This is a genomic window from Rhodococcus sp. NPDC060176 (genome assembly GCF_042728675.1).
Classification (GTDB): Bacteria; Actinomycetota; Actinomycetes; order Mycobacteriales; family Mycobacteriaceae; genus Rhodococcus_F.
The window spans coordinates 1-18,480 of the sequence record NZ_JBHWYS010000008.1; the positions used below are offsets into that span (position 1 = coordinate 1).

24 protein-coding genes and 2 pseudogenes are annotated in these 18,480 nt (G+C 61.2%); 10 read left to right on the forward strand and 16 right to left on the reverse strand.

The window, feature by feature from the left end; genetic code table 11:
- The 8 genes and pseudogenes from ACFWEM_RS27375 to ACFWEM_RS27410 all read right to left on the reverse strand — a co-directional run.
- Positions 1 to 186 (reverse strand): annotated as a pseudogene (locus tag ACFWEM_RS27375) (hypothetical protein); the annotation flags it as partial.
- Positions 187 to 313: 127 nt separating this feature from the next.
- Complete coding sequence (locus ACFWEM_RS27380) at positions 314 to 781, reverse strand: hypothetical protein (RefSeq protein ID WP_378538909.1); 468 nt, start codon at positions 779 to 781, stop codon at positions 314 to 316.
- Positions 778 to 1,509 (reverse strand): hypothetical protein, encoded by a 732-nt coding sequence (locus ACFWEM_RS27385; protein ID WP_378538910.1) that lies wholly within the window; start codon positions 1,507 to 1,509, stop codon positions 778 to 780. The genes ACFWEM_RS27380 and ACFWEM_RS27385 overlap by 4 nt, the downstream gene beginning before the upstream one ends.
- A 372-nt stretch (positions 1,510 to 1,881) precedes the next feature.
- Entirely contained in the window at positions 1,882 to 2,997 is a 1,116-nt protein-coding gene (locus ACFWEM_RS27390) for a hypothetical protein (protein ID WP_378538911.1), read from the reverse strand.
- Entirely contained in the window at positions 2,994 to 3,407 is a 414-nt protein-coding gene (locus ACFWEM_RS27395; protein WP_378538912.1) for a hypothetical protein, read from the reverse strand. Before ACFWEM_RS27395 ends, ACFWEM_RS27390 begins: the two co-directional genes overlap by 4 nt.
- Positions 3,408 to 3,529: 122 nt before the next feature.
- A complete protein-coding gene (locus ACFWEM_RS27400; protein WP_378538913.1) occupies positions 3,530 to 3,934 on the reverse strand; it encodes a hypothetical protein in 405 nt (134 codons plus the stop codon).
- 118 nt (positions 3,935 to 4,052) lie between these two features.
- Positions 4,053 to 4,658, reverse strand: coding sequence for an MspA family porin (locus tag ACFWEM_RS27405; RefSeq protein ID WP_378539140.1), 606 nt, complete (start codon positions 4,656 to 4,658; stop codon positions 4,053 to 4,055).
- A gap of 380 nt (positions 4,659 to 5,038) precedes the next feature.
- On the reverse strand, positions 5,039 to 5,572 hold the full coding sequence (locus ACFWEM_RS27410; protein ID WP_378538914.1) for a helix-turn-helix domain-containing protein: 534 nt from the start codon (positions 5,570 to 5,572) through the stop codon (positions 5,039 to 5,041).
- A 139-nt stretch (positions 5,573 to 5,711) separates the two neighbouring features.
- On the opposite strand from ACFWEM_RS27410, the gene ACFWEM_RS27415 reads away from it, so the two are divergent.
- Together ACFWEM_RS27415 and ACFWEM_RS27420 are read left to right on the forward strand one after the other, a co-directional pair.
- A complete protein-coding gene (locus tag ACFWEM_RS27415; protein ID WP_378538915.1) occupies positions 5,712 to 6,092 on the forward strand; it encodes a DUF6188 family protein in 381 nt (126 codons plus the stop codon).
- Between the two features lie 118 nt (positions 6,093 to 6,210).
- Positions 6,211 to 6,525 carry a hypothetical protein gene (locus tag ACFWEM_RS27420; protein WP_378538916.1) on the forward strand — a complete coding sequence of 105 codons (315 nt, stop codon included), beginning with the start codon at positions 6,211 to 6,213 and terminating at the stop codon, positions 6,523 to 6,525.
- A gap of 578 nt (positions 6,526 to 7,103) precedes the next feature.
- Here the strand turns inward: ACFWEM_RS27420 and ACFWEM_RS27425 are convergent.
- On the reverse strand, positions 7,104 to 7,460 hold the full coding sequence (locus ACFWEM_RS27425; RefSeq protein ID WP_378538917.1) for an Lsr2 family protein: 357 nt from the start codon (positions 7,458 to 7,460) through the stop codon (positions 7,104 to 7,106).
- Positions 7,461 to 7,679: 219 nt separating this feature from the next.
- On the opposite strand from ACFWEM_RS27425, the gene ACFWEM_RS27430 reads away from it, so the two are divergent.
- The 6 genes from ACFWEM_RS27430 (at position 7,680) to ACFWEM_RS27455 (ending at position 11,200) form a co-directional block, all read left to right on the forward strand.
- Positions 7,680 to 8,285: a hypothetical protein gene (locus ACFWEM_RS27430; protein WP_378538918.1), complete on the forward strand. Its 606-nt coding sequence runs from the start codon at positions 7,680 to 7,682 to the stop codon at positions 8,283 to 8,285.
- Positions 8,286 to 8,353: 68 nt separating this feature from the next.
- Positions 8,354 to 8,488 (forward strand): hypothetical protein, encoded by a 135-nt coding sequence (locus ACFWEM_RS27435; protein WP_378538919.1) that lies wholly within the window; start codon positions 8,354 to 8,356, stop codon positions 8,486 to 8,488.
- 41 nt (positions 8,489 to 8,529) lie between these two features.
- Entirely contained in the window at positions 8,530 to 9,030 is a 501-nt protein-coding gene (locus ACFWEM_RS27440; RefSeq protein WP_378538920.1) for a hypothetical protein, read from the forward strand.
- A 553-nt stretch (positions 9,031 to 9,583) separates the two neighbouring features.
- Entirely contained in the window at positions 9,584 to 9,751 is a 168-nt protein-coding gene (locus ACFWEM_RS27445; RefSeq protein ID WP_378538921.1) for a hypothetical protein, read from the forward strand.
- Positions 9,752 to 10,309: 558 nt separating this feature from the next.
- Positions 10,310 to 10,858, forward strand: a complete 549-nt coding sequence (locus ACFWEM_RS27450; protein WP_378538922.1) for a hypothetical protein — start codon at positions 10,310 to 10,312, stop codon at positions 10,856 to 10,858.
- 114 nt (positions 10,859 to 10,972) lie between these two features.
- A complete protein-coding gene (locus tag ACFWEM_RS27455) occupies positions 10,973 to 11,200 on the forward strand; it encodes a DUF2283 domain-containing protein (RefSeq protein WP_081559366.1) in 228 nt (75 codons plus the stop codon).
- 181 nt (positions 11,201 to 11,381) lie between these two features.
- Here the strand turns inward: ACFWEM_RS27455 and ACFWEM_RS27460 are convergent, their stop codons facing one another.
- Both ACFWEM_RS27460 and ACFWEM_RS27465 read right to left on the reverse strand, forming a co-directional pair.
- Positions 11,382 to 11,546, reverse strand: a complete 165-nt coding sequence (locus tag ACFWEM_RS27460; RefSeq protein ID WP_378538923.1) for a hypothetical protein — start codon at positions 11,544 to 11,546, stop codon at positions 11,382 to 11,384.
- 374 nt (positions 11,547 to 11,920) lie between these two features.
- Complete coding sequence (locus ACFWEM_RS27465; protein WP_378538924.1) at positions 11,921 to 12,049, reverse strand: hypothetical protein; 129 nt, start codon at positions 12,047 to 12,049, stop codon at positions 11,921 to 11,923.
- A 166-nt stretch (positions 12,050 to 12,215) separates the two neighbouring features.
- On the opposite strand from ACFWEM_RS27465, the pseudogene ACFWEM_RS27470 reads away from it, so the two are divergent.
- Positions 12,216 to 12,927, forward strand: a pseudogene (locus ACFWEM_RS27470) (SOS response-associated peptidase).
- Between the two features lie 62 nt (positions 12,928 to 12,989).
- Here the strand turns inward: ACFWEM_RS27470 and ACFWEM_RS27475 are convergent.
- Positions 12,990 to 13,628, reverse strand: a complete 639-nt coding sequence (locus tag ACFWEM_RS27475) for a hypothetical protein (RefSeq protein WP_378538925.1) — start codon at positions 13,626 to 13,628, stop codon at positions 12,990 to 12,992.
- 100 nt (positions 13,629 to 13,728) lie between these two features.
- Between ACFWEM_RS27475 and ACFWEM_RS27480 the strand changes: the two genes are divergently transcribed.
- Positions 13,729 to 14,604, forward strand: coding sequence for a hypothetical protein (locus tag ACFWEM_RS27480; protein WP_378538926.1), 876 nt, complete (start codon positions 13,729 to 13,731; stop codon positions 14,602 to 14,604).
- A 165-nt stretch (positions 14,605 to 14,769) separates the two neighbouring features.
- Here ACFWEM_RS27480 and ACFWEM_RS27485 read toward each other — a convergent pair whose 3' ends face one another.
- The 4 genes from ACFWEM_RS27485 to ACFWEM_RS27500 form a co-directional block, all read right to left on the reverse strand.
- A complete protein-coding gene (locus ACFWEM_RS27485) occupies positions 14,770 to 15,357 on the reverse strand; it encodes a hypothetical protein (RefSeq protein WP_378538927.1) in 588 nt (195 codons plus the stop codon).
- Complete coding sequence (locus tag ACFWEM_RS27490) at positions 15,354 to 16,619, reverse strand: zinc-ribbon domain-containing protein (RefSeq protein WP_378538928.1); 1,266 nt, start codon at positions 16,617 to 16,619, stop codon at positions 15,354 to 15,356. Before ACFWEM_RS27490 ends, ACFWEM_RS27485 begins: the two co-directional genes overlap by 4 nt.
- 77 nt (positions 16,620 to 16,696) lie before the next feature.
- Positions 16,697 to 17,791, reverse strand: a complete 1,095-nt coding sequence (locus ACFWEM_RS27495; protein WP_378538929.1) for a hypothetical protein — start codon at positions 17,789 to 17,791, stop codon at positions 16,697 to 16,699.
- Between the two features lie 293 nt (positions 17,792 to 18,084).
- Positions 18,085 to 18,420, reverse strand: a complete 336-nt coding sequence (locus ACFWEM_RS27500; RefSeq protein WP_378538930.1) for a hypothetical protein — start codon at positions 18,418 to 18,420, stop codon at positions 18,085 to 18,087.
- Positions 18,421 to 18,480: the final 60 nt, after the last annotated feature.

Here is an 18,480-nt window from a genome sequence, read left to right on the forward strand (position 1 = left end):
GGGGAGATCGTCGCCTACCGACTGATAGAGGTCGACACCGAAGACCGGGTCGATGTCACGAAGTAACTGCAGCGAACGAACAACGAGAGCGGCGGTGACACTTTCGGATGCTGGCAGCCCCTCAGGCGATACGGCTCTCAAGGTCAGTCCGTCCGTCATGGTTCGGCGCAGTGATGTCGACGGCATTTTCACTCCTTTCCGTCGTGGCTCAGGCGAATCGATCGCTGATTTGCAGGTCGCAGAGTCGGTAGCCGGGTGGGGCGTAGTGCGTGTCACAATTCGATCCCCAACCCGACTACAGGAAATCTGACCGCTACCGCACCGTGGTGACGAGCTCGTCTCCCATTGCCGCCAACACCAAACTACGATCGCCCAGATCGAAGACTGCAGTGACCGGTTTACCGTCCGCCACAGTGTCGACGGTGAGCGCTTCGACGCTGTGCCCGACCAGGGCGGACACAGCAGATCCCTCGTCTGCGTCGAACACCGTCCATTTTCCGTATTCGGCTATGTACCGGGCATTCTCGGCTTCGCCCTCAGGATCTGCACCAGTACCGACATCAGCGAACGGGTCGAGCCACGGACCTTCCCGGCACACCAATTCTTCTCCGTCCGGACCTGCATCGAACACAAGAGGCGCCCTATCGCCGACGGTCACTTCGACGGGACCGTTCCGCGACTGAATCGTGTCTCCGAGAACGTAGTAGACGCGTCTGATCTTGGTGATCCGATCGCCGACAACACTCCGTTGAACATCTGTGAGCGAAAGCTGTTCTGTCATCGCTGTTTCGCTCCTTGGAACCATCCGTTGTTCACTCCGCCTTTGAGCACTGTAACGAAAACACCATCATTCTTCGCCACCACGACATCGTCTCCCTGCAAATAGAACAAATAGTCAGTGCCACCGCCGCCGTTCGGGTTCCACGCGCCCTGCCGGACCTGATCCGGGGACGCCGCGATCTCTGCGATCCGTTCCCCCACCCGTGCGCGATCGGAGGCAACCCGCGGATCCAATCCGAAGTCCTGTGCGTGCTTGCCGATCTTGGTACCCAACTGCGATTGGGAAATGGACAGTTGAGGAATCGTCGGGTCGACAATTCCCCCGACACCCGCGGCTTTTGCGGCTTCGGCCTTTGCCACGGCTGTGCCCGCATCCCGAGCTGCGGCCTCGGTACCGCCGCGTGCCAGTACGTCCTCAACTGCTGCCCTTACAACCGATACACCTTTGGCTGTTCCACCCACCACGGGAATAGTGCTGGCAATATTGAACGCTGCGATTGCGATCTCAACCGGGGAATGCTCGGGTGAGGGCTCGGCTCGTAGGCCAGGATGGAGGCCGAACGGATCGACGGCGGCATCGTTGACGGGTACGACGAGGAAATTGCGCCAGGCATCTCCGAGGGTTTCCACGCTCTCGACTGCTGTATCGACGACGCTTTCCCCGAATCCCCACGCACTGTCCCAGAGGCCGGTGGTGGGCGGTTTCTGCGGTGTCGTGCGTGGTGTCATCGAGTTCGGCTTCGACGTATTCCCGGCGGATGTATTCCCGCCAGAAGTGTTTCCAGTGTTCTGAGGTTTCTGCGGGCTCGTGCGTGGTGTCATCGAATTCGGTGCCGACGTATTACCGCCGGATGTATTCCCGCCAGAAGTGTTTCCAGTGTTCTGAGGTTTCTGCGGGCTCGTGCGCGGCGTCATCGAATTCGGCGCCGGCTTATTCCCACCGGATGTGTTGCCCGAATTCGTGTTCCCACTGCTCTGAGGTTTCTGCGCGCTCGTGCGTGAGGTCATCGAATTCGGCTTCGACGTGGTGTTCGAGCTCTTCGTCACCTGTTTCGAGGCCACCGAAGCTGGCGCCTTCACCTTCTTCGCCGGCGGATCAGCCTAAATTGGGTACGCGGTCGCTTCGTCGGCGTACACCTTTTGAATCAGGCTGCCGTCGCGAACTTCGTAGTCGGTCGGAACAGGATTGCCGTTGGCGTCGTACGCCCACGGAGCTGCCACGACTGATACCGGGTTTCCGTCCGCGTCGAAGACAGCGACGGAGCCGTCCGGATTAACGCTCATGTGTCCGCCGGGCGGAACATCGACAGGGATTTCCGCTTCGTGCGAGGACGTGTTGTCGTGGATGAGGAAGAACGTCCGCCGTCCTCCGTCGGGTTCGGTGACGGTGATCTTCGACTGGCCACCCTTCGCATACGCCATGAGCGGCGAGGCGAGAGTTCCGACAGCCTGGGAGAGTATCGATTCCGGCGTACGCCCACCCAACGGTATGCGTGGGCCGAACGGTGAACGACGCCCACGTACTCCGATCCCGCCAGCTGTGAACGCGGCGGCGCCGACGAGGACGAGTTCGAGGTAGCGGTCACGGCCGTCGCCCTCATCGAGACCGGAGGTCGTGACCGTGGGGGTTGATTCAGGCTGTTCGGGAACAGCATTGGGCGTCGCTGCTGGGACGGGTCCGGGGCCGCGGTCCGGGGTGGTTCCCTCACCCGGGGTGGGGTTGAGTGTGGATGTGGGTGAGGGAACCTGCGGCGTCGATGCATTGGGGAATGCGCCGGCACCGGTTTCCGAGGTCGGGGACTCGGAAGCAATGGGCGGAACCTCGATCGTCGGAACAGGGACGATGGGGGTGCCGTTGTAGGTGGGAAAGTTCGTCGGCGCGTTGGCTCCGACGTTGGGGCCGCCGCCTGGTGCTTGCGCACCGGGAAGTCCGACCGTTGTTGTCGGGGCGGCCGTCGGGGTCGTGGTGGGAGCGGTCAAGCACGGGTTGATGTACTCCGGCGGGATGGGGGCACCGGGTGGCAGTGAGGCGATCAGGTTCAGGTAGATCTGATGATCACGTGCCCGCACCGCTGCGCAGTCCTCTGCCGGTCCTGCGGAGGAGGTCGGGGCGAAGATCAGCAGCGCCAGCAGTGCGATCACCATCGCCGCGAGCACCACCACGGTAGAGATCACCGTGGTCGGTGAGGTGCGGTCGAAACGGCGCGCAGGCTTCACCGGCGATCACCCGTGTTCGGCTTCTTCCGAATCTCGGCGATGAGTGTGTCTGCGCCCCAACAGAACACCCGTCCTGCGATCGACATCCACAGAAAGAACGCCAGATACACCAGAATCGTCCCGTAATCGGCGGCCCATCCTCCGAGGCGTCCGATCACCGCAAACGCCGCGATCAACAACGCGAGCCCGAACGCGGTCGCGATCACAGCCTTCGACATCTGACTCAGTTCACTGTCGGGGTCCCAGTCTCGTTTGCTGGACGCAGCGGGGACCTCGGCGGCCAATTCGTCGTACGCCGACGAGGGCAACAAAACGGTTCCCGGCGGCATGTACGGCAAGACGCTGTCGATCGCGGTGTCGCGTGCGGTCGGTGAGGTCATCTGCGCGGTCTGTGTCGGTGAGGTGGTCATCGGAGGTGAATGCCTTTCCCCGCCAAACAGAAACGCGGGACTCGAGATGCCCGTGGCCAACCAGTTACGGGGCAGTCAGGTCAACGGGAGGAGATACAGCAGTGGACAGGAAGAGGTGGCTTTTACCAGGGGCAGTTGATGTACGAGGTGGCTCCGGCGAGCCACCCTCCTGCCGGCGGGAGATAGAACTGGTATGAGGCGCAACCGTTGGGATGCCCGGCCGCATCCGAGGTCGCCCACGCGAGATTGTCCGCCGACGCGTCGATCACATACTCCCACCTGGGAACTGGGATCATGACGTTCGCGTTCGAGAGCGCAGTCACGATCCCACTGTCGCGGGCAGCGACGGTCAAGGCGTGGCCCAGGGGAACCTGCACCACCGGTGCGCCGGATTCCGCCGGAACCGGCCCGTCGATCGTCACGGGAGCAGCCGTCGCGGCCGGTGCAGTAGCAAGCAGAACCCCGCCGGCTGCAAGCGTGGCTGCTGCAGCGGTGGCTGCGATTTTCTTCGTGCGCGTCAAAGACATGATGCTCCTCTGATGGATGGAAAAGTGGAAAGTGTTGGTTAACAGCGCCAACGGCGGACCAGCACGGCAACCGAGATAGGCGATTGCGGGCGCGGAATGCCGTTGACGACAGCCTGGATCAGAGCCAGGTGGGATCGGAGTACACGAACACACTGTTATCCGAGACGGCTGTCGACACCGCGAACTGTGCGTACGAACGGATCGTGACCGGGCCCATGCACGCATCGACCTTGACGTGCACGTTCTCCGCCGTGATCGACGCCTTCGCAGCTTCGAGATCCTTCTTGCCGAGCGGGATCGTGGTGATCGTGCCCGGTGCAATGGTGGTCTGGATGCTCGGGTTCACCGACGCGTTCACCCCCACGTTCGCGCTGGGTCCGGTACCGGCAATGGACACACCCACCGACGGGCCGAGGGAGAAGCCCAGTCCCAGGCCGAGTCCGGAGGAGACGTCGATCTGGCAGCCTATCTGCAATCCCTGCTCGACATATCCGGTCTTCACCGCAGAATTGCCTGTTCCGGTGATGGTGCCGGTGACCTTCGCCGACACGAATCCCTCGCGGGTGAATGCGGTTGTCGCCAGGTTCGGGACCGGGTTCGCCGAAAGTTTGGTAGCCGACAGGTCGAGCGTCCACCCGTCGTCGGTGACCGTGCTCGCAAACTTGTCCGGCAGCGCCGTCGGGGTCGCCGACGCACTGCCGGCGAACGCGAGAGAACCCGCCATCAGCACGGCCGACACCGCAGCACAAGAACCCACAGCCTTACCGATACGGTGCTTTCCTACTCGGGCCTGAGCGGTCTCGACGGTCGTGGTGGCCATGGTCGGTCTCCCTGTGGGTGAGTAAAAATTCCAGCAACCCGAGCGATTGCCGAAACTTAGCTGAACGTCTGACCGGGACGCTACAACACGACACGGATGCCCGACCAGCCCCCGATATCCGAATCAGCCCACCAAAAGTCGTACCCGGCGTTACAGCAACATTTCCGGAACACTCGGGCCAGGCGGTTTGTTCACTTGTGCTGCGTGACGGGACTCACGATCACGAATTGGTGACGACTCAAACGAAATCAGTGACGTTCCGGCAACCGGTCCGCGGAACAGGCTTACAAGTGTCTGATATGCGGCTGCGACGCGGAATGGCGAGACCGAAGGGCCGCTTCGCCCAACCGTACATAGGACGGTGAATCCGCAGGAACCTCCAGGCGGCCCTCGGAGAGGCGGAGCTTGGTAGCCATATCCAAAAGCAGTTCCAGCGACGGCGCGGAGAGACCATCCGCTGCCAGCAGCAGAGCTTTGTGCACCGTGTCGTCGAGGCGCTCGACTATCTGGGCGTCCTCGACGTGAACGTCACCGTTCGCGGCAAAGGCGGTGAAGAAGTAGCCACGAGAGACACCGAAGAATTCCGCAAGCGCAGTCACGACCTCGTCGGACGGGCTCACACGGTGCCCGCGGCGTAGCTGGGAAAGGTACGGCTTCGAAATCCGGCAACCGTGTTCGACAAGGCCCCGCACCACGCCGGCATTCGTGAGAGTGGGGCCGGCGGCGGCGAACAGTTCATTCAGACGAGTCCGGAAAACGTTCCCACACGCCATCTGCCCCACGGTCACCGAGATCTTCTCTTCATCGACGGGCGCCATGCCCGCACACTATTGCAACACAGACCCGAAACCTCGGAGGGTGGACGATCGCCGAGTTGATCCGCATCATCTGCCCACCCCAGAACCGCCGGGTCGGCGTGGTCGGGAGCGACCGTCATATCCTTCTGAGGTGAACGCGATGAATCTTCCAGGCGTCGGACAGCGGGTTGTCCGTACCGAGGTCGGTCACGCCCTACAGCTCGAAACAGACGCGCACGTTCGATACTTCGTCGAGGAAAACCCCGTCCTCACCCGACCCGACAACACCGAAGTCGTCATCAGCCTTCCGGCACCTGCATCCGGAACTGACATCGCAGCGGAACTGACCGGCGCAACAATCGAACTCAGCAACTGCACCGCAGACGGATCACTCGTCGTGCTGTTCGACTCCGGGACCGTACTGTCGGTGCCACCGTCGCCGGACTTCGAAAGTTGGAACGTCTCCGCGCCCGGGAACGTGCTCGTCGTCTCGACACCTGGTGGCACGATCGCAGCGTGGAACTGGCCCAGCACCGACTGACATGGCTATCCATGAATACCGGGACCGACGCCCGAGCACTACTCCCAAGACGCCAAATTCGTCGCACAATACATCCCCGCCGGAACCTTCCCGGCCACCAATCGCGAGGACAAGACACATGGCTCCGGACAACCCGCACGATCCTTCACCCGAATCGCCAGATCTTCACACTCTGATCCTCGAGGTAGCCGACGACTACGATCACGGCCGAACTTCCCTGCACGCCTTGGTAACCGTCTACGAATCGATTGTCGACAAGTACGAGCACGAACAACGCGATCGCCACGAAGACCTACGCTGGGTATGGGGGCAGATCGAAATCATGAACGCTCTACGACACGATGACCCGAGCCGCGCATCGCAAGACGAGGACCAAGTGCGCGAAACCATCGACGGCTTCGTGACCACATTCCAGTCGCTCCATTCCGACTGAGCCGTCGCCGATAGCGCTGGCAATCAGCAGGTTCGATCGACCGCAGGTCCATCGATGATCCGCAAGATTCAAGCTACAGAAGTTGTCTGGCTCAACGAAGAGTGAGCTGTGTAAGGCCGTCGATGATGCTTCCGTTGCCGGGCCCACTCGCCGGCAAGGGAACTCGGGGAATGATCTGCACTGACAGTTGCGGGTGCAGCCTGCAGAATGAGCGCAAGACGTCGACGGTGGACCGACTGGATTGTGTATGCGCGCACTCCGCAGGCTGCTGGCGGAACTGTACCCGGAGATGCCTGCGTCTAATCGCGGGTGCTCGTGGTGGGCAGTCGGAGTCGACCTGTGACCTCAGTTGTGTCGGCGACACGCCTGCACCGAGCGCAAACGGCGGCACGCTTCGGCTGCGAAAGGTGCGTGATGCGCGGGTGTTTTCGGTTGGAAACACCCGCACTTCGCGCCGGTGATGACAGCGGTGGCGGAATCCGCGCCGGGTTAGGCAGATACGGGTGTGTGGGAAACCATTCCCCTCACACCCGATTTCGCATCAGCTTTGAATGTCTCGTCTTATCAAACGGATCGAATCAGTGCGCGGCATCGAAGGCGTCGAGGATCTCCGCTTTGACCCGCCCCCGCGGAGCCACGTCGTAACCGTTCTTGACCGCCCAGTCCCGCACTGCCTGCAGCTGCTCTTTCGAGCGACCTGAACCGGTAACCTTCTCCGTCACATCAGCTTTACCAGTGCGGCGTGCTTTTCCGACTTTCTCGGCCACCTTCACGAAAGGGTCGAGAGCAGAGTTGAACTTGTCGACGTTCGTCGGCCGCAGATCGATCAGGTAGTCCGACCCCTGATACGAGAATTGGATGCGTTCGCCGAACCCGTCGTCGATCGGCTTACCGTCGAGATCGTCGATAAGTTGGCGAATCACTCTCTCAGCCATGCAACATCGTCTCCAATTCGATAGGAATCTCTACAATGACCGGGTAACCCTAGCAATCCTTGTGTCGACACCGAGACGACCTCGAGGCGCCGAGAGTTACCCATGCCCGCCCCGACAGCACCGCCTGGCCAGGCCGGGAGGCAACGGTGCTTTACTCGACTGATGGGCTGGTCGGTGCGGAGATGGTTTCAACGGAGACAGCGGCCGGTAGAACCACCGGTGTCGGAGCAGGTGCAGGTCGAGACGCCTGAGGTTCCCACCGCGCACACACAGTTCTACGAGCGTCAACGCATAGCGTGGGAGCGGGCGGAAGCCGAGTTCAGTTCCCGCACATGGCCCTTCCTGATCGTGGGCGATGTGTCGCAGTGGGCGCTTACCTGGCTCCCCGTCGGCCTTGTAGACGCTTCGACACCGGAACTGGAAGTTGCGTACGTACGCGGCGAGATCCCACATCTTCCGTACGCCCCATACACGCGTTTCACTGAGGCAGTGATCGCTAAAGCGGCCGAAGACGGCATCGTGATTCTTCCCGTACCGGGACGACTGACGAGCACGTATGTGCATCGAGACGACGTCACCGAGCGCCAGATCGCCAAAGGTTACGGACTGAAAGTCGCGGACAGTGCAGTGCTGGAAATCCGCTCTGCCGCCGGCGTGATCTGGGAAGGGGAACTGGGCAGTTCGGAGGGTTCCCCGCTGCACGGCGCGGCCGCGATCGAGCGAATAGTCCACCAAGTCATCGACACCTTCGCCCACGTGCGGCCCTTCCTCCACTACGCCTGGGACAAGGACCACCAACCCAACAGGCGGCCACGTCAGCAATGAGTGACCGAGAATCGCACGCGGCAATGCCGAATACAGACAGGTAGCTCGACGTCGCAGACGAAGGAAACGTGGATCTGGAGCATGTTGCGAGATTTGTCGCCGCACCCGATTTGATTGCACTCGACGACCTCACAATGCCGGACCGCCGACGCTACCGGAGCACTGGCTGCACGCTCTCGCCGGGGATCGTGCGTGGCGCGTAGCGGAAGTCTTGAAGCGGTGGAACGACTTCGGGCGACCGATCATGTCCGACACCTACACGACGATCACCGCCAGTCTCGCCGACGTCGCCTTGCTGACATCTAAGGGTGAGTGGTTTCTCCTGTACCGGATGACAGCGGCCGACGGCGACGACATGTACTATCTCGGCGGGCGGCCGGTCACCGAGAACGACGACGTCCCGGCAGTGTGGCACCACTTTCCGGCAAGCCTCACACGGTTCTACACCCACCTTCACAACGGCTGGAACTGCATCGCTGGGAGAACGGTCGGGCCACTGCCACTGCGCGACATGTTTCGAATCGACGCCTTCGAATGGGGAATCCTGGACGGTCTCTCCCCCGACGAGTACCCCGACCCCGCCCGCTGCGTCGCCACTTTCCGCTCCGGCGGCGGTGGATTCCTCTGCCTGTACGTCGACGGGGACGCTGTCAGAGGGGTGGTGTGGTCGTCAGACGAGCCCCCGTACTTCGTTGACTACTCCACCTACCTCGACATCTGGACCAACGTCGGACTCGGCGCATGAAATTACATCTCGCTCGGACATATATCGGGGGGCGCCCGACGGGTAACCATCGCGTAACCCTCATGGTGTTCACCTCAGTACGGCGGACCGTGCGGGACGTGGCATGCAGGAATCTCTTCAAGAACAAGAGCCCTTTCAGTCCTGTGTGATTTCACTCTCGAACCACACAAAATGATTGCTGAATATTCACGCAAGGGCGTTGACTGTCGGTAACGGAACCTCGCGGTCCTCAATGGGCTCACCGGGGCGATCGCCGACAGGAGGAGCCCACACATGTCGTGTGAACCCCACGTCCGCGTGGCAGCCACGTCCGGCGGAGTGACATTCCGATCGAGTCGTCGTAGCCGAGTGCGGCAGCGCTGCACCTCCATCGCACTCCCCCGCAGCCTCTGAGTCTCCTACGGGCACCGACGAAATGGCTCCCTCGCAACCCGGTCGACTGCGGCGCATCGTAGAACGCGTCCTCGAAACAGTCGTGGACTTCGTCGTCGACGTCATCGGCGGTGTCATCGGATCGCTGTTCCGTTGACAATGAACATGATTGGACTCCGCCGTGGCCGTGCCCCAACTTGTCCTGCTTACCGCCGTCGGCACCGGATTGATCTCTTTGGCGCTGCAGGCCACGTCACTGGCTTTCGCCGGACACAAGACGCTCACCAGAGCCGCCACCAGTACCGCAGTGATCGCATTCACGCTTCTGGCGCTCGGCTTACTGATCTGACCACCACGCGAGAGCGCCCAGCGAGGCACCGTCTGTGACCAACATGCCCGCCACCGACGACTCCGTGAAGCCAGTCCTTTCCCCGATCCCCCAGCGAATGGAGAAACAGCCGTGCTGATCATCGCCGGGACGGTGGCTCTGCTCATCTACCTCGTCCGCAAAGGCTCCCGCCACACGTATCGCCCCTCGATACCTGATCGGTGGCCCGACCTCCCGCCCGCGCCGCCTCTCGAACGATCGCCTGTGGGCGATTCACAGCCTCCCACTTCGCCTCCGAACCACGTGGCCCGTACGACGCCAGTGCCGGTGCCGGACTTCGTCGCAGCCAGGATCCGGGAAGGATCCTTCGAAGGAATTCGGTGCCCGAACTGCAATCAACGAGATTTGACGGTCGAGTGGCGCCCCCTCGACGAACCCCTTTCCACTACGGGGGGCACCAATTACGAGCTGTGGTGTTCGGCCTGTAGGTGGATAGCTCTGGTGCAGGGCCCATCGGATCCAGGCGCCCCACAGGCCGAAGAAAAAGCCCTACAGAACCGCAACAGTGAGGACTCACCCATGGGTACCGGCGGCACGCCCAGCGGAAGAACTTCCCTCTCTTTGGGAAGTGGGGCGTTCCAGGTCTACGACGAATCGATCTCGGATCGGCTTTCTGACTTGCTATCCCAGTACTTCGACCACCCTCGTATGTACTGCTTCGCCCAGGACTGGCGTGGCATCCAGTTCTTCATCCTCGACAAGCTGACTCAGAACAATCCTGAAACAATGGTTTACATTTACGATCCCGCCCGAGGCATCGCAGAGGAACTGCTACCGTACGGCCTTCTGCTGCTGAGAATCGCAGATGGAACCATCTTGAACGGCTGCGCACTGGACCAATATGCCTTCTGGCTGCAACGGGCCGGTTTGTCCAGCTTGGATGTCGGACAATGCATCACGCCGCGCGTCTTCGTGTTCTTGGGCGGGAACGAAGAGGACTACGACACCGATCCGCGATCCGCCCTGCCCTACGTGTATGCATCCTTGAAGATGAAAAAGAAGCTGAGAGACAGTGGAATCCAAGACGGCGACATCCTCACCGAGGAATTCTTCAACAGTCCCAACTGATTCGGATGAAACCGCGCTCGGCGAGGATATGTGCCGGTACTTCACGTGGTGAAGTCCTCCGCGCGGCCACAGCGTCAAGTCGCCTCACGCTCCGCCCAGAACTATTCTCTCGATATGCATCTGACCTTCGCGGCAGCATACGACCCTGACGCCGACGCTTCATACATCTATGTGGCCTCCGACCGGGCGAACGGAGACGCTGTGCGCCAGCAGCACGTCCACTGCGACGGCTCTGACAGCCAGATCATCCTCGACTACGACAGAGACGGACGGCTCCTCGGTATCGAACTACTCGGAGCATCGTCCCTCCTGCACGCGTCCGCGCTCTCCCCGATCGAGTAACCGGAGACCGGCCCCTAGATCTCCGCATCGAAGATGTCGGGCCCGCGTACTAGTCTGTGTCCTGCGACGAGAATCAGGTCGCCACACTGACCAGACCGCAGCGCGAGCTAAGGTCCTGACCTGCAAGATCCTTGCAGATCGGTCACATGTGGCGACCTGATCTTCTTGAATTTTCTGCCGGCTACGTCGCGGCTGGACGCTCAGGCATCTTCATCATGATCAACTCCGCGCCATCCTTGTACCGGTACGCCCACTGACCGTCCTTCGTCATCACCGTGCCGGCCTGGCCCTCGTCCGGGGCCGGGCTCCACCCCTGAGTCTCATCCGGTTCTGCAGTCTCGCTCATTTCACTATTGTCTCAACCTCCGAAAACCGGCCAAAACCAGTACAAACCAGCGCACAGTAGAAGGCGTGAGCGCCGCCACCGGAAAGCCAGTGCCGCCGGTGCTCGCCACACTGGCATATGAATTCATTTTCTGGGGGCGACGCCGATGGCTGTCAGGATCTTGTCCAAGATCGACGTCGTAGAGACCTCCCCGTCGATCCACCTATCTAGTTGAGCCTTCTCGGGCACGTTGGAGTCGTCGTTGTTCAGCTGGTTTGAGTTGTCACCGTCGTTCGACATCTTCGGCACCCATCCACGTCATTCGTTTGATCAATGAACCGAGCAGTCTAACCTTCGCATCTAGCAGTTAGGGTGCATGAACTGCGACGATTCCGTCATTTCCGGGTGATGATCGTCCGAAGTATGAAGCGGAAGACAATAGCGGTGCCAGCTCCGACCGCGACGCCGGCCGCCACGTCGGCCAGGAGAACTCCGACTGTGACACCGAGGACTGTGGCGGCCACGATCGCCAACGCGACATCGGTAGGCGCCGGCCGAGGACTGGTGATCGCACTTCCCCTTTCGCGACAGTCGACGACGTACTCGCACAGATCATCACACGGCGTTTGGCGCGGAAGTCGGACCCACGCTGTTCAATGGGACGGGAACCGATTACGAGGAGGTCAGGCCATGTGTGGGCGCTATGCAAGCACAAGCTCAAGCAAGGAATTGCAGTCGTTTTTCGACACGATGCAGACCGTCGGCGACGAACTGCCCCCGTCCTACAACGTCGCACCCACCCAACCTGTCCGGGTGATCCTCGAACGGAACCCCACGCGAGGAACCCGACTCCGAGCCCCAGCGCCAGCTCAGGACGGTCAAATGGGGCTTGCTCCCTGCTTGGTCGAAAGACCGGAAGATGGCGTCCAAGTTGATCAACGCCCGCAGCGAAACCGTCACGGAGAAGCCGTCATTCAGAGGTAGTGCTTCCAAAAGGCGCGCCATCATCCCGGCCGCCGGCTACTACGAGTGGATGAAAAGTGAAGCAGGGGCGAAGATTCCCTATTTTCTTCGCGGCGAGGACGACATTCTCGCGATGGCCGGTCTTTACGAATTGTGGCCCGATCCTGAACTGCCCGAAGATGATCCGGACAAGTGGGTATGGACCTGCACAGTCTTGACTCGGCCAGCCAGCGATGCCACGGGACACATACACGACAGATCCCCGCTGATCCTGCCCGAATCGTTCTGGGAACATTGGCTCGATCCGAACCTCACCGACAAAGGCGAGGTCCAGGCCATGATCAACTCAGTTCCGGAGCCGCATCTCGAACCCTACGAAGTCTCGACTGCAGTGAACAGCCCTCGCAACAACAACCCATCATTATTGGAGCCGGTCTGACTGCACGTCCATTGGCACACAAGGCGACCGGCAACTTTCGTCTGGCCGCTGTGAGTTGACGGTCACCGCGGAGCGTCGCGGAGCCGAAACAGAGCCGCCGCTTCGAGCCCATCCTGCAGGTACTCGTACTCCCCCACCAGCGCTGCGCGCAGAGTCAGCTCGTCGAGATCCGATCCAGCATTGAGCAGCGCGCGGAGGGCTGTGTCATCTCCGCGTACCGATTCCCCGAGAAGGTCTTCCGAAGCCTGCTCGAGGAAGTCTGCGAGGGATGAGAGCGCTGAATTCGGCTGCCCCGACGACCCCGGCGCAAGGACGAAAGGCACAACGCGTGTCGGATCATGGCCAACAGCTCTCCACCTCCCGACCTCGTATCCGTAGGCGAAGTTCAGGATTTCGTCGTTGCCGGCGGTTTCGAGCCACCAGGGTTCGGCACCGTGATCGCACAAGACGGCGCGGCCGCCCTCCAACGCAGGATCAGGGTCGTGCCGGTCGAAACCGAAGATCGCAGCACGGCCACCCGGCAGCGAAATGACGTCGAAGTGTGATCCGCCGCCGTCGCGGTAGGTGACTCGATTGTTTTCGATGGTGAAGGTCGAATGGAGGTCAGAGAAGGAGAAAACTGCCGCGTACGCTGCCGCCCATCCCGCGAGCATCCGATGTGCTGCAGCCGGATCCGGAAGGTCGATTTCAAACGGAGTCATCGTCAGACCGTAACGCTCACCAAGTGCGCCCGGCCCGACGTGCGCCGCACCACAGGATCACCTGCCAGCGGAGTGCCGCGGTCACTGGAAGCATGAGGACATGCTCACTATCCGGATCACCGACAACGCCGCAGCATTCCTCGGTCTCGGCGTCGGGTTCTCCACGATCGACCCCACCGACGGCCTGACGCCGCAGCTCAGGGCGAAGTTGAATCGCGGAATAGAACGGCGCGGAAAGCTTCTGGTCTGGGCGGACTCACGTGCCGACGACGAGACTCCGCCGGCAAACTTCTTCGACTACACCGGGTGGGAATGCAACGACAGTTCATTCCACCTCGAAGACTATGTGCCACTGCGCACCCCGAATGCCGTCGCAGAAGACTTCCTTCCCTCCGGCCTTCCGGTCGAGTCGATGGGACCGTTCATCACCAGATCCGATCAACGCGCGTTGCTCGAGCAAGGCATCGCGTTCGCCCGCGAATTCGCCCAGCTTGTCTACGATCTGCCCGAACCCACCCCCGTTCGATGCATGATCTTCGTCAGCAGCAATTGCGGCACCTTCCGGTTTCACCAGATCGAGCCCGGGGTGGAGTGGACCGCTCTCGACCGTCTCGAGGACGATTACCCCACCAAGTTCAGCAGCAAGGGCGTCGTCGTCGACATCGTCCCCTCCGCCACCAGGACTTTTCGGTGCCAAGTGTGTGGATACCCTGGATTACGCGAGCGGCCCTATGCCCGAGATGGTTCGGGTTCCGGCGAGAGGTGTCCAGCGTGCGCGTTCACTTTCGACGTGGCCTCCGGTGCCGACCAGCACCGTCAGAGCGCGCAATCGCGCATGCATGCAGAGTGGCGTGAACGGTGGATCGCCGGCGGGATGCGGTGGCAGAGCGCCCCGGAGGTGCCTCAACCAGTGGTCTGGGAGCCGGTGAACGAACTCGCCGAACTTCTCACCATGCGCAGGCGATCCCTACAGTGATACCTCGCAAGGAGATTCGTTCGGCCGTATGTCAGCTACACGGGTTTCGCCACCCGCATGCCGACGTCCGTGACCGTGCCGGCATCGATCACGGACGTCGTGAAAACCTATTGACGTGAACCGCTCGACACCGACACCATTCGCGCCCAGCCGTACCTGCGGAGGTCACAGCAGGATCCCACGCTCGGCGTCCGCAATGACCATCGCAGCTGTCCGTGATGCCCATCTGTCGTGATCGAGCAGACTCCACGTCGGGTCGCGGTTGTCCAAGGGCGTCGCCGCTAAATGCACCCGCTGCACAAACTGGCCGACGGTGGCAAAGGACAAAGCAATCCACCGCCACGATCCATCATCTGCCGCGATACCTAGTCGACCCATCACAGTCGTCGCTATCGCCGACACATCACTACCCGCTCCTGCGAACGCTGCCGCTCCGACGTTGAGGACAGCAGTCCACGACTCCACCGGCGACTTCGGCCCCCGCGGCGCCGCTTTGAGGCCCGAACGGGTGCGCTGAGGCTTCTCCATGAATGAAGCCACGGACTGCGCCCAGATGGCGTCACCGTCGCGCCTTCCGGGCAGCGGATATGACTGGACGTGGCGGCGTACCGCCTTGCAGCCGTCGACGACCTGCACTGCGCCGACAGGTTGGGTTGCCAGCAGAAACTGCATCAACGACCCCACGTCACCTGTTCGGCGCACATCCGAAATCGCGGCGCCATCGAGATGACGCCCGTTGCTGGTCCTCGTCATGGCACCTGACCTTGATCGAAAGTGCCGTGAGCTAGGGGATTCGGGGTATGGAGCGGATCCGGTCTCCCCATCAATGGGTGATCGGGCATCGGATTGCCGGCAATGGCCAGAGCGCCGCGATGAAAGGTCACACCTGAGATTGAAGCGACCATGACCACTCGTCGCTCGACGACGACCAAGGCGATCGACGACGCAGCGGCGTAGTCCGCGCGCAACTTCCACATTCCACGCGCACGTTCCCAAAGTTGCTCCGGCGTCAGGTCGGGTGCATACCCGATGTAGTCCCGGCCGAGTGGATCGTCCGCATCTGCAGGTGCAGAATCACCGAGCGTCAGCCGTACCGCGGTGGTTCTCTGCACGAATTCCATCGGCCGGAACTGCTGCAACCTCGAGGCCGCACCCTTCTCGCGATCGAAGGAGATGTGATCAAAAGTCGGGTAGTGCCGACCCTCGAACGTGGTCGGAGGCAACACGCCATTCCCGGAAAAGTGTTGCTGTTCAAAGAATTGGACCCGGTTTTCGATGTCGATACCCAACGCGGTGTCGAGGACGTCGAACCCGACTCTCGTCAACGCTCGGACGATCTCGCTCGGCTGAATCTCGGGCATATAGTGCTGACGGAAGTGCCCCGCATCTGCCGGTACTACCGAATACATCTCCTGGTGAGTGTTTCGCGGCAACTCCTTGACGATCCGTCGCATGCACGCCCCCAGTACCACCGGTTCCGTCCACTTTCGTCGAAGGCGGAATTGCACGGTGTCGATTGCTACGTACACGCAGAGCATTCGCACGAAATAGGCTTCGACCAGCGGGAAAATCTTGTCCCACCATTCAACGACCTCGGATCCGCGGCTGCAGAACAACGCGTACAACGCGCTGCTCTCGAGAACACCGATCGCCGCCGGCGCAGCATCAGCATGTGCATCAAGTACCAGGCGGGCGTGCTCCGTGAGCTCGCACTTGTCACATGGATGTGCGAGCACACGAAAAATGGAATCCTTGCCGGATTGAAACCGACGATGACCACAGCTGTGCACGGTGCACCCCGGAGCAACGCAATACAAACACGCGTAGATGTCACTCTGTTTCCACATCATGTCGGAACGCCGCTGCAACGGCGTCTCCCGCCATTCATGGCCCGCCGGGCAGAGCCACCACACCATCTCGTTCGACGAGTTCGTCACCGAACCCGGGTCTATCCCTGCATTGCGCGTGGGATGCAACTGACGAAACAACGTCGGATGCTCATCCTCGAGACGCATACTGCTCCTCCGAACCCTCTTCTTCTGCAATCCCAATGACCACGACCACACACCACACAGTCAGCGCCGTAGACCCCTCATAGCAGCGTCACCTTGTCGGACGTTTTCATCGGTGCAGCTTCCGGACCCGCGATGTACGTCGAAATCCAAATCGGGTGATGCCGTTGCTCACTCGGATACCAGTGCCGCTTCCAATGACCTCGAACAGTCCACCGGTGTGAGTACACCCGCGACGGGGCCTCGTCGGCGCCTGCCGTGGCACGCGCTCCACCACGAGATCGGTACGTCAAATACGTCACCAACCCCGGTTGGCGGCGTCGGCCACTCAACGACGACTTCGCAGTTCGAACTGTTGGCGAGTCCACCAACGACTCCTGCCGAAGCATGTGCGTGAACGAGAGGAACACAGCCAAAATCTGTTCCGGAGCCCAACCCTGATAGATCCCCGTGCGAGACCAAGCCGGCGCATCGTCGGGCATCCCCGGGGTATATCCGCCGACATTCTGAAGTGTTGGTGGGGAATCGCTTTCAGGCGAACTTAATTCCGCCTCGGCGAACGGGATCGGGAGATATCTGTGGTTGCCGAACCTGTGTCCCCAACCATCTTGAATCTCGCCTTGATTCAGGATGAGGTCCTCAGCCCCGGCGGTCGGCACCAATTGAACCGAGAGCACATCGTCGATGGTGTTCCACAGCAACACCAACCCGCCCGCAGCTTGTGTCAGGTAGGCGACACCAGACGGTGAGGGCAGATCAGCGATCGTCACACCGACATCCGCGGAGCCCTCACTTCCCGCCAGAATCAGCGCCGTCATTTCCTCGGACGCAAAGTAGGCGTACCGATTCGACGTCGCTCCGCTTGTGCACCGATACCCGCAGTACATGACGAGCACCCCCTGCTCGTCCACAGCATCGTCGGAAGAAGTCCGCGTGCCCCCGAACCCGAGATATCGCTCTGGGCTCGCAGCAAGCACCTGTGCTGGGCGCCCATAAAACTCGCTCAACCGATTCAACGTCGGACCGACAACTCCCGACGCGCGGAAACTCCGCAACTCCCACACCGCGAAAGCAAACGGTTCCAGATGCTTCACAACAGGCGTTGCCGCCTCGTCGAAGGCGTCCAATAGCAACGGCATCTGCGACGGCTTGAATTTTCCCGTCGATAACGCCATAACCGCTCGATGCCGAACTGCAAGCCCGTGCCGCAGTTGAGCGCCCGGGGTGTGCTTCGGAGCTGCTTCTCGCACAACAGTTTTCCGCTTACTCTTCGCCTTACCCATCGGATCCCCCGTCTTCGTCACTTGCAGTACTCACATCCGCCCACGCTCTCCACGTGTCCGATGCCGCAAACAAGGCCTCTCCTGCCCCAAAAGCCTGACCCACATCATGCCCGCACTCGTGACATTCGAAGACTCTGACACCGCCCGGGAGCGTCATCACACACTTTGTGGAGACATCGATCGCTTCACGCCAACCACTGCGAGTAGAGCCAATAGACCCATTCACCTGTGAGGATGCCCGGAAAGTGCGCGTGATAGTTCCACCCAGTGTTGCCAGAGGGCACCTCCACCCACCATGCAGCCTCACCGTCAACAGTGCCGTGACGAACCCACATGGTCCCCACGTCGGGGCGGCAGACCAGAAATCCATCGCGCAGGTCCCAATCGTCCATGACCTCTTCGACAGTCGCGGATCCGCCGGACCTGGCGAAGTAGGTTTCTCCACATCGCCGTGAGATGGCTTCGAGGTCGTGTTCGCCGAACGGGGTTCGGTCAATTCTGTGAGGCTTGGGTGGGTTCATGGCGATCTCGAGGACGCGTGACTTTGCTCATCTGATTCCTTTGTAGCTCAGTGGATCCAC